16 protein-coding genes are annotated in these 13,361 nt (G+C 39.8%); 1 reads left to right on the top strand and 15 read right to left on the bottom strand.

Features of this window, described 5'->3' with window-relative positions; all coding sequences use genetic code 11:
- Positions 1 to 13: 13 nt before the first annotated feature.
- The 11 genes from LBC_RS02055 to LBC_RS02005 all read right to left on the bottom strand — a co-directional run bounded on the left by LBC_RS02055 (position 14) and on the right by LBC_RS02005 (position 10,304).
- A complete protein-coding gene (locus tag LBC_RS02055; RefSeq protein ID WP_221254461.1) occupies positions 14 to 877 on the bottom strand; it encodes a ParB/RepB/Spo0J family partition protein in 864 nt (287 codons plus the stop codon).
- Between the two features lie 2 nt (positions 878 to 879).
- Entirely contained in the window at positions 880 to 1,662 is a 783-nt protein-coding gene (locus LBC_RS02050; protein WP_221254460.1) for a ParA family protein, read from the bottom strand.
- Positions 1,663 to 1,719: 57 nt separating this feature from the next.
- The gene (locus LBC_RS02045; protein WP_221254459.1) at positions 1,720 to 2,820 is read right to left on the bottom strand and encodes a diguanylate cyclase; all 1,101 of its coding nucleotides are present in this window, start codon (positions 2,818 to 2,820) and stop codon (positions 1,720 to 1,722) included.
- Positions 2,817 to 3,953, bottom strand: coding sequence for a GGDEF domain-containing protein (locus LBC_RS02040; protein ID WP_221254458.1), 1,137 nt, complete (start codon positions 3,951 to 3,953; stop codon positions 2,817 to 2,819). The genes LBC_RS02045 and LBC_RS02040 overlap by 4 nt, the downstream gene beginning before the upstream one ends.
- A 3-nt stretch (positions 3,954 to 3,956) precedes the next feature.
- The gene (locus LBC_RS02035) at positions 3,957 to 4,592 is read right to left on the bottom strand and encodes a biotin--[acetyl-CoA-carboxylase] ligase (protein ID WP_221254457.1); all 636 of its coding nucleotides are present in this window, start codon (positions 4,590 to 4,592) and stop codon (positions 3,957 to 3,959) included.
- Positions 4,573 to 5,535, bottom strand: a complete 963-nt coding sequence (fmt, locus tag LBC_RS02030) for a methionyl-tRNA formyltransferase (RefSeq protein ID WP_221254456.1) — start codon at positions 5,533 to 5,535, stop codon at positions 4,573 to 4,575. The genes LBC_RS02035 and fmt overlap by 20 nt, the downstream gene beginning before the upstream one ends.
- Positions 5,532 to 6,575 (bottom strand): GTPase ObgE, encoded by a 1,044-nt coding sequence (gene obgE / locus LBC_RS02025; RefSeq protein ID WP_221254455.1) that lies wholly within the window; start codon positions 6,573 to 6,575, stop codon positions 5,532 to 5,534. Before obgE ends, fmt begins: the two co-directional genes overlap by 4 nt.
- A 751-nt stretch (positions 6,576 to 7,326) precedes the next feature.
- Positions 7,327 to 7,581 (bottom strand): 50S ribosomal protein L27, encoded by a 255-nt coding sequence (gene rpmA, locus LBC_RS02020; protein ID WP_221254454.1) that lies wholly within the window; start codon positions 7,579 to 7,581, stop codon positions 7,327 to 7,329.
- A gap of 10 nt (positions 7,582 to 7,591) precedes the next feature.
- The gene (gene rplU, locus LBC_RS02015) at positions 7,592 to 7,906 is read right to left on the bottom strand and encodes a 50S ribosomal protein L21 (RefSeq protein ID WP_221254453.1); all 315 of its coding nucleotides are present in this window, start codon (positions 7,904 to 7,906) and stop codon (positions 7,592 to 7,594) included.
- Between the two features lie 108 nt (positions 7,907 to 8,014).
- Positions 8,015 to 8,731 (bottom strand): ATP-binding cassette domain-containing protein, encoded by a 717-nt coding sequence (locus tag LBC_RS02010; protein ID WP_260173453.1) that lies wholly within the window; start codon positions 8,729 to 8,731, stop codon positions 8,015 to 8,017.
- Positions 8,724 to 10,304, bottom strand: a complete 1,581-nt coding sequence (locus LBC_RS02005; RefSeq protein WP_221254451.1) for an ABC transporter permease/substrate-binding protein — start codon at positions 10,302 to 10,304, stop codon at positions 8,724 to 8,726. The genes LBC_RS02010 and LBC_RS02005 overlap by 8 nt, the downstream gene beginning before the upstream one ends.
- A gap of 48 nt (positions 10,305 to 10,352) precedes the next feature.
- On the opposite strand from LBC_RS02005, the gene LBC_RS02000 reads away from it, so the two are divergent.
- Positions 10,353 to 10,778: a DUF302 domain-containing protein gene (locus LBC_RS02000; RefSeq protein WP_221254450.1), complete on the top strand. Its 426-nt coding sequence runs from the start codon at positions 10,353 to 10,355 to the stop codon at positions 10,776 to 10,778.
- 119 nt (positions 10,779 to 10,897) lie between these two features.
- On the opposite strand, the gene LBC_RS01995 is transcribed toward LBC_RS02000, so the two are convergent.
- Genes LBC_RS01995 through LBC_RS01980 form a run of 4 tightly spaced genes read right to left on the bottom strand, consistent with a single transcriptional unit; the run spans position 10,898 to position 13,293 of the window.
- Entirely contained in the window at positions 10,898 to 11,743 is an 846-nt protein-coding gene (locus LBC_RS01995) for a GNA1162 family protein (protein ID WP_221254449.1), read from the bottom strand.
- Entirely contained in the window at positions 11,740 to 12,075 is a 336-nt protein-coding gene (locus tag LBC_RS01990) for a DUF4810 domain-containing protein (RefSeq protein ID WP_221254448.1), read from the bottom strand. Before LBC_RS01990 ends, LBC_RS01995 begins: the two co-directional genes overlap by 4 nt.
- 2 nt (positions 12,076 to 12,077) lie before the next feature.
- A complete protein-coding gene (locus LBC_RS01985; protein ID WP_221254447.1) occupies positions 12,078 to 12,389 on the bottom strand; it encodes a hypothetical protein in 312 nt (103 codons plus the stop codon).
- Complete coding sequence (locus tag LBC_RS01980) at positions 12,364 to 13,293, bottom strand: CsgG/HfaB family protein (RefSeq protein WP_221254446.1); 930 nt, start codon at positions 13,291 to 13,293, stop codon at positions 12,364 to 12,366. The genes LBC_RS01985 and LBC_RS01980 overlap by 26 nt, the downstream gene beginning before the upstream one ends.
- Positions 13,294 to 13,361: the final 68 nt, after the last annotated feature.

Raw genomic sequence — 13,361 nt, 5'->3', positions numbered from 1 at the left:
ATTTAAAATAAATTTAACTTATTTTTTTCAAAAAAGTAAGAATAATATCCGAATTTTCAAATTCTAAGACGATTTTTTTACCTTTTAGCTTAGAATTTATTTTTAATTCATTAAGTTTATCTTTTAATAAGTTTAAGTTTTTTGAGTATTTTTCATCTACTATTAAATTTAGAGATTTTTTCTCACTAGGATTGGATTTTAGCTTTTTTATAAGAGCCTCTGTGTCTCTTACATTTAACTTCTGTCCCAATATGGTATCCACTACTACATTTTCATCGCTTGCGTTTAAACCAACCATTACCTTTGCATGCCCTTGCGTAAGCCTACCTTCCTCTATTAGGCGTTGTGTATTTTTACTCAGGCTTAAAAGACGCATTGTGTTTGTAATTTGTGCGCGTGATTTGTGTATTATACCAGCAAGTTCCTCTTGGGTGATTTGATGCTCGTTTATTAGCTCTTTGTACGAATTTGCAAGCTCTATAGGATTTAAATCGGCTCTTTGGATATTTTCAATAAGAGCCAGCTCGCGCATATTCTGCTCGCCAACCTCCATTATAACCGCACGAATTCGCTCAAGCCCAGCCATTTTAGCAGCCCTTAAGCGCCTCTCTCCAGCTATTAGAACAAAGCCATTATCCTTTGCAATTACAATAATAGGCTGAATAAGCCCATGCTTTTTAATGCTTTGACTTAGCTCCTCTAGTGCCTCTGGGTCAAAGTGCTTTCTTGGTTGGTATGGATTTGCAGAGATCTCATCTATATCTATCTCCTTAACCACGTCCATATCTATACCTAATATATCAAACTGCCTTTCATATTCTTGCTCGACGTCATTTAATACGCTATCTAGCATTTTTCCTAAAGATTTCTTAGCCATAATTACCCCAAAATTGAATGCGCTAAATTTTGATAGGCTATTGAGCCAGGAGATTTTATATCATAAAGTATCACGGGTTTACCAAAGCTAGGGCTTTCGGCAAGCTTTACATTGCGCGGTATGATGACTAAGTCATCGCTGTTGCCCTTACTTGTAAAGAGTTTTTGTTTAAAATGCTGACGTAAATTTGCCACGGTCTCTTTAGCTAGATTATTTTGCGAGCTATACATAGTTGGTAAAAAGCCTTTTATATTTAGCTTTGGATTAATGGTCTTTTTTATTACTTTTACTGTATTGAGGATTAACGCAAGTCCCTCAAGGGCGTAAAACTCGCATTGAATAGGTATTATCACGCTATCGCTTGCACCTAGGGCGTTAATAGTGATTGAACCTAGGGCTGGAGGACTATCTATAATAATAAAGTCATAATCGCTTAAAACCTCTTTTATTTTGTTCTTTAATATTAGTTTTTGCTCTTTTCCTCTGTCGCTTAGTTCTTGTTCTATGCCTACTAAGCCCAAATTTGAAGGCGCTAGAAAAAGGGTGGGTATATCGGTTTTTAAAACTATATCAGAGAGCTTTTTTCTGCCTGTTAAAACGTGGTAGATGTTGTACTCATAATCGCTTCTGTTAAAACCCATTCCAGTGGTTGCATTTGCCTGTGGATCAATATCGATTAAAAGTACCCGTTTTTCAGCAACAGCAAGAGATGCGGCTAGATTTACAGCAGTGGTTGTTTTTCCTACACCGCCTTTTTGATTTGCTATCGTTATGACTTCACACATAATTTTCCCTAAAGTTTTATTAGAGTGTATTTTACAAAAAAATTACTTTATAAAAGTTTACTCTGGTTTAGTAAAATCAGTCGCCTTTGCCATACCTCTACCAGAAGTCTTGCATTCGTATAAATTTAAATCTGCCATGTGAAGCATATTAAAATAATCGTTCTCGCTTAAATTTGTACGTGCACTAAAACAGCCACCTATGCTTACGCTTATAGGCTCTAAAATTCCTTCAAAGTTATGCTCCAAAACCGATGATATGATAAAATCTGCATATTTTTGTAGTTGTACGGAGCTAAAGACATCATAAACATCCATAACAAACTCCTCTCCGCCCCAACGACAGACTAAATTTGACTCTCCGCCTATACTACTTAAGATATTTGCTACCTGCATAAGTACACTATCGCCTCTATCATGACCAAAACGATCGTTAATCTGCTTAAAAAAGTCTATATCTATTACAAGTACTGCTGTCTTTAGCGGATAATCACTCTCGTATCTTTTTTTGATAATTTGAGAAAAAGAGTGTCTATTTAATACGCCTGTTAATGAGTCATAATTCGCCAGCTTTTCATAATAATTTCTCTGTGTATTTAGCTCTATCAGCCTAACATCTGCATCTATATTAAAAAGGTGCTGATACACAGTCAAAAATAGGCAAACTATAAATAAATTTAAAGCAAGCATCAAGCCTTGCCAATGCTCAACATCATAAGGCAGTATATCTTTTGCAAACTCAAAAGTACAAAACTTAGTATAAAAATAAAGACCTATAAATAGTAAAAATTCAAAAAAGCTAACTAAATATGCGGCTTTTGTTATACTTTTAGAATCAAAAAACAATAATAAAAATAGCCCAAAAATATAATATTCAAATCCATACCCCCAGCCAAATACCAGCACGCTTAAAAAAGAGTAAACTATAATTAAAATATGAGAAATACTAGCTGATAGCGCAAGATACCCAAAATGCACTAAAACAGCTACAAGCGCATAAATGACTATTAAGACTAGATTTACGTTGGCTAAAAATTTAATCCCCGTAAAGGCAAATAAAACCACAAAAACAATATGAATGAGCATTAAAACCATAGTGGCTATAACATGAGTTTTTCTAGCGTTTCGAGCGCCAAAGCTATGCGTTGCTATGTAGTTCATAGATTTGCCCTTTTAAATACTACGCGATTTCTACCTTGCTTTTTACCCTCATAAAGGAGCAAATCAGCCTGCTTTATAAGCTCTGCTTTATTATATTTTGACAAATCATCACAAAAGACCGCACCAAATGTTATAGATACTTGCACAAACTCCTCTTCATAGCTTATCTTTTGAGACAGGATATTTTTTCTAGTACGTTCTAGCAGAATATGGGCATGCTCAAATGTTACATTTTCGCAAAAAACCATAAACTCCTCTCCACCCCAGCGACAGACTTTATCACTTACTCTAAAAGTTTTTAACAAATTCTTAGCTATTTGCTTAAGCACCAAATCCCCACAATCATGGCTATATGTATCATTTATCTGTTTAAAATGGTCAACATCGCCGATGATTAAAGCAAATGAGTTTACTCCACGTTTTTGGAGATTTTCAAGAGCAATAAGCTCCTCTATAGTGCGTCTATTAAGCAGTCCTGTGAGATAGTCATACTTTGCTCTGTTTGCTAGGTCTTCGTTCTCGCTTTCTAACTTTTTAATAGAATTTGAAACTATACAAGAATATAAAAATACACAAAACATAAGCCCTGCAAAATTTGAAAAACAAATAAGTAAAAATAAAAATGTAAGAAAATCACTGCTTGGAGTGTATATTCCATTTGGCAAATACTCAAAACAAAAATAAAAAAATGGCACATAAAATAGCACCTCAGCTAATGCTATAGCAATAACTCTATATTTATTATTAATACTTAAAAAGTAATTAAAGCTCATCAATGTAATAATAAAAAGAGCACCTCCGCTCTGCCAACCAAAAAGCATAATAAGCACAACACTAAGAGAAAATATAAAAATATAAAACCATCCTACTAAGACTTTAGCGTAGTTTGGGCTATTATATCTGCTTATGATTAGATAATATGTAAGAAAGAATGATACTCCAGAGACGATTGCTGAGTCGTACTCATTAAATTTAATATATAAAATCGTAAATAAAAGTATCAAAAAAGAGAAAAATAGCATAAAAACAGTAACACCCTGCTTTATGCTAAAAAGCTTATTTGTAGATATTATATGAGATAACTCTGATTTTAGCGATGTCATATTGTGTCGTAATTGTTCTATTTTTTTCATAATTTATCTTAGCGAATAGATTCGCTCATCTCCTATTTTTAACGAACCGTCATTTAACAACTCCGCACAAGAAAGGTCATACACCCTACTCTTAGCATGCGAACAAAACGCACGGCTTTTTTCAAATTCGGCCTTAAAAAGAGTAAAAATATCCCCCCAGCTAGGAAGAAAATCAAAACTACCACATATCTTTAAAGCCAATAAATCAGCATCCATATCTATATCAAGTGACGAGGCGTCGTTTGGAGCAAGGCATAAATTTATACCAACGCTTATAACGCAATAATCTCCCACAAAAGTGCTGATAAGCCCACCAACCTTTTTATCATTAACATAAAGATCATTTGGCCATTTCACCCATACAAGCGAACCGTGGCTCGATAAAATTTGCTTAATCACCATAGCAAAATAAATCGCTATAGAAACCATAGGCAGATCCTTTGGTAGGCTATTTTTATCTACCGCCATAGACAAAAATAGCCCTCCAGCCAAGCTTTGCCAGCTATTTCCTCGACTTCCAACCCCATTTGTTTGCGACTTCGCACAAAGTGCCACAGGCACTACGATCTCGCCCTGCTTCAGCGCGTCTATTAGGCAAAGGTGCGTTGAGCTGCACTCATCAATAAATTTGATTTCCAACGCCTAGCCTTTTGCCGTTTATATAATCTTTCGCACTCACAGGCTTTTTACCAGCGGCTTGCACCACTTTTAGCCTTAGCTCGCCACTGCCACAAGCCACGATGACGCCGTCATTTTGAGCCGCCACTATCTCGCCAGGCTTTGCCGTGCTTTTTGCGTTAGGCTCGCTTGTGTCGCTATCGCTAGCCACTCCGCCTTCCCCGCTGCTAGCTAGCTCAAGCTCAAGCAGCTTTAGCCCACTACCCAAAAACAGCCCAGGCCAAGGCGTGAGCGCTCTAAATTTATCCCAAATCACCTTTGCACTCTCGCTAAAGCTAACAAGCCCCAGCTCCTTTTTTATCTTCGCACAATGCGACGCGGCGGCATTGTCCTGAGCAATAGGCGTGATGGATTTAAAGCTTAAAAGCGTATCCACAGCCAGCCTGCCAGCCAAACTAGCCAGCTCGCCAAAAAGCTCAGCCGCCATTTTATCCACGCAGCCAGTCCGCACAAAGCCCAGCATATCGCCAGTGTCAAGCCCAGCGTCCATTAGCATAGCCGTTACGCCAGTCTCGCTCTCGCCAGCCATTATCGCAGCCTGAATGGGGCTTGCGCCACGATATTTTGGCAAAATGCTAGCGTGTAAATTTATACAAGGTGCGATGTCAAGCACGGCCTGCGGTAAAATCTGCCCATAAGCCGCCACGACGATAAAATCAGGCTTTAGCCCACTAATCTCGGCTTGGACGCTCTCATCCTTTAGCGTGCGTGGCTGAAAAATAGGCACGTTTAGCCCGCTATTTAAAACCCACGCCTTAACGTGCGGTGGGGTTAGGATTTGCTTGCGTCCGACTGGCTTATCAGGGCGGGTAAAAACGCCCACAAGCTCGACCTGCTCGCACTCATTTAACGCCTTTAGCACGCTCGTGGCATACTCAGGCGTGCCCATAAAAACGACTCTCACTGCTCGTCCTTAACCAGCTTTAAAAGCTCAAATTTAAGCCTAGAAATATTCTCGCCAGTCGCCGATGAGATAGGCAGCACAAAAAACGGCAAGCTCTCATCATACTCATAAATATCCTGCAAATACTCACCACCATCGCCAAGCCCCAAGCCAGCGATAAACTCCGCCACCTTGCCCATATCATCGCAGGCATCAGCCCTAGTAAGGGCTATGGCGTAGCGACGAGTGGCAAGCAGGGGTGAAAATTTCTGCACTTCGCTTTTTAGCGTCGCATACTGCTCACCCAGCTCTCTGTAATTAGCCAAATCTATCATATAAAGCAGCACTTTAGTGCGTTCGATATGCTTTAAAAACTGAATTCCAAGCCCCCTGCCGTCGCTCGCACCCTCGATAATACCAGGAATGTCCGCCATAATAAAGCCACTATACTCATCGACTTCGACAAGCCCCAGCTTTGGCGTGAGCGTGGTAAATTCATAATTTGCAATCTGCGGCTTGGCATTTGAAATAGTCGAAATGAGCGTGCTTTTGCCCACATTTGGAAAGCCCACAAGCCCCACATCAGCAATTAGCTTTAATTCAAGCCTGACATTTACGCTCTCCTCAGGCAGGCCTGGCTGAGCGTGCTGGGGGGCTTGATTAACCGAAGTTTTAAAGTGGGTGTTGCCTAGCCCACCCTTGCCACCTTTTAAAAATAGCACTCTTTGCCCCTGCTGGGTCAAATCCGCCAAAAGCTCGCCGCTATCAGCGTCATACACAGCCGTACCAGGTGGGACGACGAGCGTTAGGCTCTCGCCCTTTTTACCAGTCATTCGCTTTGGCATACCAGCTTCGCCATTCTGAGCCTTTAGGTGGCGTTTGCCCTTGTATGCGGCTAGGGTGTGGGTGTTATTATCCACTAAAAAATACACATCACCGCCGTCACCGCCGTCACCGCCGTCTGGTCCGCCCATTATGACGTGCTTCTCACGCCGAAAGCTCACCGCACCAGCACCGCCGTGCCCTGATGAGACCCTAAAACTCACGCTATCTATAAACATACTTTAAGTCCAAATTTAGTTTTTGCTAGATTATATCTAAATAATTATTAAATTTAAATTGTAGTCTGATCCTAGCTTGTATAAAAAAGGTACTTGTTAGCCTTTAGTCCCATCAAATCCAACAAAAAAATTAGAGATTTTTGCGTTTAGAATTTTGAAATTAAAAGTAAATGTAGTATGTTAAAATACATGCCTTTTAAATTTATCTTAACAAGCAAAATCAGGCTCACTGATTTATGCTCTATTCCTACTAGATAACCCAAGCTGGAAATAATCCCTTTTACTTGCATGGTCTAGAGACATTTTTGGTGATTATTTTATGACTTTTTCTAACCCATCTTGCATTAAAAAATAACCAAATAATCCAAAATCATAATTTATTACACATTATAAATACAAAATATCTTAGTGCGGCACAATTACTTTAAAACGCTAATAGCAAAAAAATACTCATCAAAAATAAAGACAAAACCCAAAATACATCAAATTTGTGCTAGCCTAGCACCTAGCAAGATAGTCAGCCTCGCTTTTTCATAATATAGACAATGACGCCTATTATGAGTATGGTTAAAATCGCACTACCCATAAAATGCCTTTAAATTTATTTTGGATTTTAAGACCGCTTGTAAATTTGCTTTACAAAGGCTCAAAGTAGGATTTAAAAAGCAAGCTTTTAGTAGGCTTGCAAAAGATAAAAACGTGGATTAGCCACCCATTTTACGCAGGCAATCCACCATAAAGCCCAGCGAAATTACGCTGGATAGACAGAAACTTTCTTGCGGTTTTTGTCTTTTCTTTCAAATTTCACGTAGCCGTCAATAAGAGCAAAGATAGTGTGATCTTTTCCCATTCCCACGCCGTTTCCTGCGTGAGTAGCAGTGCCACGCTGGCGGATTATGATATTACCAGCTCTTACGAACTCGCCACCAAATTTCTTAACGCCTAAGCGTCGTCCGATAGAATCTCGGTTATTCTGGGTTGAACCTTGACCTTTCTTGTGTGCCATATCTTACTCCTTAACCTTGTATGCTTACGACTTTTACGCGAGTGAATTGTCTTCTAAAGCCTCGCTTAAGCTTTGAGTCTTTTCTTCTTCGCTTTTTGTAGATAACGATTTTTTTATCTTTACCTAGATTTACTACTTCTAAGACGACTTTTGCACCACTTACAAACGGCGCACCTACCTTTGTTTCATCGCCACCAAGTGCTAGCACTTCGGTAACTTCGACTTGTGATTTTGGCTCAGCTTCAAAGCGGTCAAGCTTTAAAAACTCGCCCTCGCTCACTTTATACTGCTTGCCAGAATGCTTGATAATAGCATATTTTGACATATTTTGTCCTTGTTGGTAAGATCCCAAAAAGTGCTTTAAAAAGACTTACGGAACTTTTTGGTTAAAAGGCTGTGATTATAGCCATAAATTTATAAAAATAAGCTAAATTTAATCACGCCTTGAATGATCCCTAAAAAGCCCTCGGATAAATTTATCCTCACTAAGTGCGATTTTATCGGCGCTATCGTCAAAAACTATCTCTCCCTTTTCAAGCACCACGATACGGTTAGCCAAAAACATAGCCTCGCTTACATCGTGCGTTACAAACACGCAAGCCTTGTGACTTGCAAGTCCTTTTATCTCGCTTTGCAACTCACGCTTTAGCACGCTATCAAGCGCCGAAAAAGGCTCATCAAATAGCAAAATCTCAGGCTCGTTAAACAAAGCCCTAGCAATGCCGACCCTTTGGCGCTGCCCGCCGCTTAACTCATCTGGGTATCTATCTAGCAAAGCCTCGATGCCAAGCATACAAGATAGCTTGCGCACCTTTTGCTTTGCATGTTGTACCCTTGTAAGCTTTGAAACAAAAGCTATATTCTCACCCACTTTTAAGTGTGGAAAAAGCCCAGCATCTTGCATAACATAGCCTATTTTACGCCTTAAAAACATTAACTCACGTCCGCTTAAATCGCTTAAATTTTTACCAAACACCCTAATCTCGCCGCCGTCTGGATAAACAAGAGCATTTATCATCTTTAAAAGCGTACTTTTGCCACTTCCTGAACGTCCCAAAAGAGCGACAAAATCGCCCTTTTTCACGCTTAGGCTTACGTTTTTTAGCACCGCTTTTTCATAGCTTTTATAAATTTGGGTTATCTCAATCATCAAGCAGCCCCTTTTGCCTTAAAAACTCCGCCGCCACATCTTTTGGACTCTGCCCATCTAGTTCGACTTTGGCATTTAGCGCACTCATTGTTTTATCATCAATTAAATTTTCTAGCTTCTTAAGGCTATTTTCTAATCCTTTGTACCTTTTAAGCGTTTCGTTTCTAACAATCAAAATAGCCTTATAAGAAGGATAAAAACCCAAATCATCCCTTAATCGCACGAGACTATCACTTGCAAGCCTAGCGTCGGTACTAAAAGTATTTATAGCATCTATTTTACCAGCAATTATGGCACTATACTTTAGCCCTATATCGATCTCTTTCTTGGCTCTAAAGCGCATACCATAAGCCCACTTAAGCCCCCTATATCCGTCATCCCTCTCGTAAAAATCAGGCTCTGCACCCAGACTTAAAAGTGGAGAAACCCTAGCCAAATCACTAAAAGTCTTAAGCCTATATTTGTTTGCTACATCTTGTCTAATAGCAAGCGAAAAGGTATTATTAAAGCCAAGCGGAGCCAACAAAGAAAAGTCAAATTTATTAGCATACTCACTTAAAAGCTCGTTAAATTTATCATCCTTATAAGGCTCTTTTTTACCCAGTACAGCCGACCACGCCGTACCCGTGTATTCGGGATAGATGTCAAACTCCCCGCTTAGCATAGCTGGCTGGATATTTGACGTGCCTCCACCCACACCAAGCACTAGGCTTACTCTCTCGCCAAGGTCTTGTTCGATAAGTAGCGCAATGGCGTTTGCTATGATAAACTGCTCACTCATAGGCTTGCTTGCTATGACTATGCCCCTATCTTTTGGCTCGTATAGTTTTGCGCCCAAAACAGACACAGATACGACAAAAGCAAGCACAAACGCCAAAGTCTGCCTTTTTGTGCGGATAAGCCAGCCAAGCAAGCCCACAAAACCCTCAAAAAACAGTGCAAGCAGAGCTATTAGCAGGCTACCTGCGATGATTAGGGCTTGATTGTTTGTGCTAATGCCACGATATATCGCCACGCCAAGCCCACCAGCGCCGATAAATGCGGCAATGCCAGCTAGCGAGATAGTCATCACGCTCATAGTTTTAATGGCTGATATTATCTGAACTAGCCCAAGCGGAAGCCTAACTAAAAATAGCGTATTCGCCCAGCTAGCCCCAAGTGCGGTAGCGGCTTCGATTAGGCTTTTTTCGGTGCTAGATATTGCCGTATATGTCGTGCGTATCATAGGCAGGAGTGCATATAGGCTAAGGGCTATTAAAGCGGTCGTGTCCCCAACTCCGCTAAATGGTATTAAAAGTCCTAAAAGCGAGATTGATGGCACTACATAAATAAGGCTAGCAAAGCCTAAAATATAAGGGCGCAGTCTAGACACACCAAAGGCAAGCACTGCTAAAACAAGCCCCAAAATAGAGGCGATAATAATACTAAGCAGCGATAAAAATAGATGCTGGATAATAAGGCAAGCAAAAAACTCACCGCGGCTTATAAAAAGCTCATAAATTTCTTTAAACATCCCACTAGGGTAGCATAAATTTGATAAATTTACCCCCAAATAATGCAAAAATTTTATCAAAATAATGGTAAAATATCTACCATAATATAAAAAATTTAAAGGAAAAATATGAAAAAATTAGCACTTTTTGCACTCCTAGCCTCTGTTGTGATAGCTGAACAAATAACGCTACCTAGCCAAAATGACTTTAGCACGACATTAGAAAAAGCAAAAACAGCCATAGTTGCAAATGGAAATAAAATTTTTGCCGAGTTTGACCACAAAGCGGAAGCAACAGACGTGGGACTAAAAATGAGTGAGGCTAGCGTTATAGTCTTTGGTAAGCCAAAGGTTGGAACAAACCTAATGGTCGATGACGCAAAAATCTCACTAAAGCTACCACTAAAATTAGCCATTTTTAATCAAAATAGCAAAACATATATAAGTTATGAAGATCCAAACGAGTATAAATATGAGCTAAAAAATAGCACACCAATACTAGGGAAAATGAGCGAAATGCTTAAAAAAATAGCCACTATTGCAACCAGCAAGTAAAGTAGCAAAAATTAATTAATAAATTTAAACAGTCGCCAAAACACGGAATTTAATATTGAGTTTTGGCGATTTTATTAAAGTAATATCAAGTCTTTCAAGGTTTAATTTAATTTTTAAGCTTATCTCCCCAAATCTACCACTGAAAGCACGGGGTAATAGTATCGTTTGCCATCTTTTTTAAGCTCATCTATGATATAAACCCTTTTTCCGTCATTTAGGAAAAATGGCTTAGCTCCGTCATAATATGGCGCATACTCTTGTTGAGTATAAAGCTTATCGCCTTCAAGACTAAATAAACTTATAAACTCACCCTTTGTACTCCACTGTGTGGTGTAGTCTGGATGATATTTGCCAACTGGCTTTGATAAAATAATCTGATTTGTCGCATTTTGCGCAATAGGAAAATAATCGCTCGCTGTATTTATTGCCGCAGTTATGGCGTTTGCGACTAAGTCGAGCAAGCCACCGTTATTTGATTTTGCATTTTCTTTGGCGTAATATCCACTATCTTGATATAAAATATGCCCCATTTTTGCATGCACTAGCTTTAGGCTTAGCCCTACCCCAACTCTGCTACTAAGCACGCTATAATCCGTATCCCAAGCCCAAATCACAGGATAAACTATAATATCAGCGCCAAATATATCGCCTAGCTTTTCTGGAGCTATTGTAGCGATTTGGGCTGGGTCGCTTAGGTTTTCGCTAGCGAAAAACGCAGTACTAAGGCTAGGAGGTATGAGATAGTATCCTTGCTGGATAAATGGCTCAGAAAATGCCGCCATAGCATAAAGTGGCGCATCGGCTGCACTTGTTTTATTAACAGGAGGAAGTACTAAAATCGTATTTGGTGCATAGTTTTTTAAATTTGGATACCTGTCGGCTGGAGTAGAAAAATATGTACTACTACCACAACCTGCTAGAATAAGCCCAAACGCCACAATCAAAAAATAGCCAAACCTTCTCATCTCTCGCCCCCTGCTATAGCTATCATACGTTGCATAAATTTAGCGCTCTCTGGATAAAGTGCCATCTCTTTTTTAAAATACTCCACCGCACTTGCTGCTTCTTTTTGCTTTAAAAGCAAATAGCCATACTCCGCATATACTCCAGGTGGGACGCGCTTAGGATTAGCCTTTATCACCGCATCAAGCTCGGCCAAAGTCGCCTTTGTGTCAGCTGTTTTTGAGTACTCATAAAGCTTAACGTCATGCGAGCGCATCGCATAAAGGCTCTTGCTAGCCCCACCGCACCCTGCTAAAAATAGCACTGTTACAAGAAATATCGCTACCTTTTTCATTCTCACCTCACATCAAAAGTATACGTACTATTTGCGCCTACATATATGTCTTTATCTATCACCAGTTCGCCATTTGCGTAGGCTTTTACGTGGCTTTTGCCGCTTTTTATCTTATACAAACGATAATTTCCCCCACTTGCCTTAAAGCTCTCAGCCCCATCAACACTAACATCCAGTGTGCTTTTAGTAATAAATTTCAAATATGCAAAATCCCCAGCATTGCTATCCACACTCGTTTTATAAGAGCACCCAACAAGTGCTAAGCTAGCCAAAATGCCTGCTATAAATTTACTTAGCGATGTAAATTTCATCATTTTTTATCCCCTTTATACTTCCACTTATCACGCTAGCTACCGAGCCTTCATCGGTGTAGTTGCTACCAAATTGCGATATGACTCTCACGCTTGCTATCTTTGTGCCAGGTAGTTCTATCATAGCTCCAGTTTGTGGATTTTTTACCATTTTTCCCTTTTTATACACACCAAACTCATCACCGATTTTTACATTCTGCCTAGCGCCGCCACCCATTACTATACTATCGCCTTCTACACTTAGGACGTAGCTTTTCCATGGCTTATCAAGTAGATTTTGCATGATTTTATTTATCACGTTATCAAATGCTGCCGATATTGCCTTATCATTTAGCGTAGCGTCATAGCCTTGATGAGTACCCACGCCAAAAGTTGAGCCTGCTTCGCTTGTAGCTTCACCCTGCCCCTGCGTGCCATATATCACCTGACCTGTGGCAGTGTCGACTATACGCACAGATACTCCGGCGTAGGCAGTTTGATATCTTGTACGTGAAAAAATCGCCACATCTGATTTTTCCTTCCTACCAAACTCCGTAATTGAGCCAACTAGCAGATAATCAGCCCCTATCGTAGCTGGATTTATACCGCTATAACTTTGTTCATTTTGAATTAAGCTTAAATCGCTTCTTTCAAGCAAAATAAACTTCCCACTCTCGCTTAGCTTAGCCGAAAGAATATCCGTAGCCTGTTTGCTCACATCATAACTTACGCCAAAAAGTGAGCTGTTGCCGTACTTGCTCTCTGTGCCAAAGCGCGCAATTGCAACTTTTCGCTTTAGTCCGTGATACTCTGGCGCGATGTTTTGAGCTTTGCTTGATGGGGTGCTTTTCACACTTGGTTCAATCACAACCCCAGCACACCCAGCAAGCAGCACAGAAGTAGCCGCAATGCCTAGGTATTTTTTCATGCTTTCTCCTTAAGATTAAAAATTAAAATAAAATTATAACAGAAAAAAAAAAAAAAAAATCAAGTGCA

The organism is Campylobacter sp. 19-13652, from assembly GCF_019702925.1.
In the GTDB taxonomy this organism is placed as follows: domain Bacteria; phylum Campylobacterota; class Campylobacteria; order Campylobacterales; family Campylobacteraceae; genus Campylobacter_A.
Note: the sequence above shows the minus strand (reverse complement) of the source record. Positions and strands in the feature narration are given on the sequence as shown.

Coding starts and splice junctions, on each gene's coding strand:
- LBC_RS02055 (WP_221254461.1), bottom strand. CDS start 877: ATGGCTAAGAAATCTTTAGGAAAAATGCTAGATAGCGTATTAAATGAC.
- LBC_RS02050 (WP_221254460.1), bottom strand. CDS start 1,662: ATGTGTGAAGTCATAACGATAGCAAATCAAAAAGGCGGTGTAGGAAAA.
- LBC_RS02045 (WP_221254459.1), bottom strand. CDS start 2,820: ATGAACTACATAGCAACGCATAGCTTTGGCGCTCGAAACGCTAGAAAA.
- LBC_RS02040 (WP_221254458.1), bottom strand. CDS start 3,953: ATGAAAAAAATAGAACAATTACGACACAATATGACATCGCTAAAATCA.
- obgE (WP_221254455.1), bottom strand. CDS start 6,575: ATGTTTATAGATAGCGTGAGTTTTAGGGTCTCATCAGGGCACGGCGGT.
- rpmA (WP_221254454.1), bottom strand. CDS start 7,581: ATGGCACACAAGAAAGGTCAAGGTTCAACCCAGAATAACCGAGATTCT.
- rplU (WP_221254453.1), bottom strand. CDS start 7,906: ATGTCAAAATATGCTATTATCAAGCATTCTGGCAAGCAGTATAAAGTG.
- LBC_RS02010 (WP_260173453.1), bottom strand. CDS start 8,731: ATGATTGAGATAACCCAAATTTATAAAAGCTATGAAAAAGCGGTGCTA.
- LBC_RS02000 (WP_221254450.1), top strand. CDS start 10,353: ATGAAAAAATTAGCACTTTTTGCACTCCTAGCCTCTGTTGTGATAGCT.
- LBC_RS01995 (WP_221254449.1), bottom strand. CDS start 11,743: ATGAGAAGGTTTGGCTATTTTTTGATTGTGGCGTTTGGGCTTATTCTA.
- LBC_RS01990 (WP_221254448.1), bottom strand. CDS start 12,075: ATGAAAAAGGTAGCGATATTTCTTGTAACAGTGCTATTTTTAGCAGGG.
- LBC_RS01985 (WP_221254447.1), bottom strand. CDS start 12,389: ATGATGAAATTTACATCGCTAAGTAAATTTATAGCAGGCATTTTGGCT.
- LBC_RS01980 (WP_221254446.1), bottom strand. CDS start 13,293: ATGAAAAAATACCTAGGCATTGCGGCTACTTCTGTGCTGCTTGCTGGG.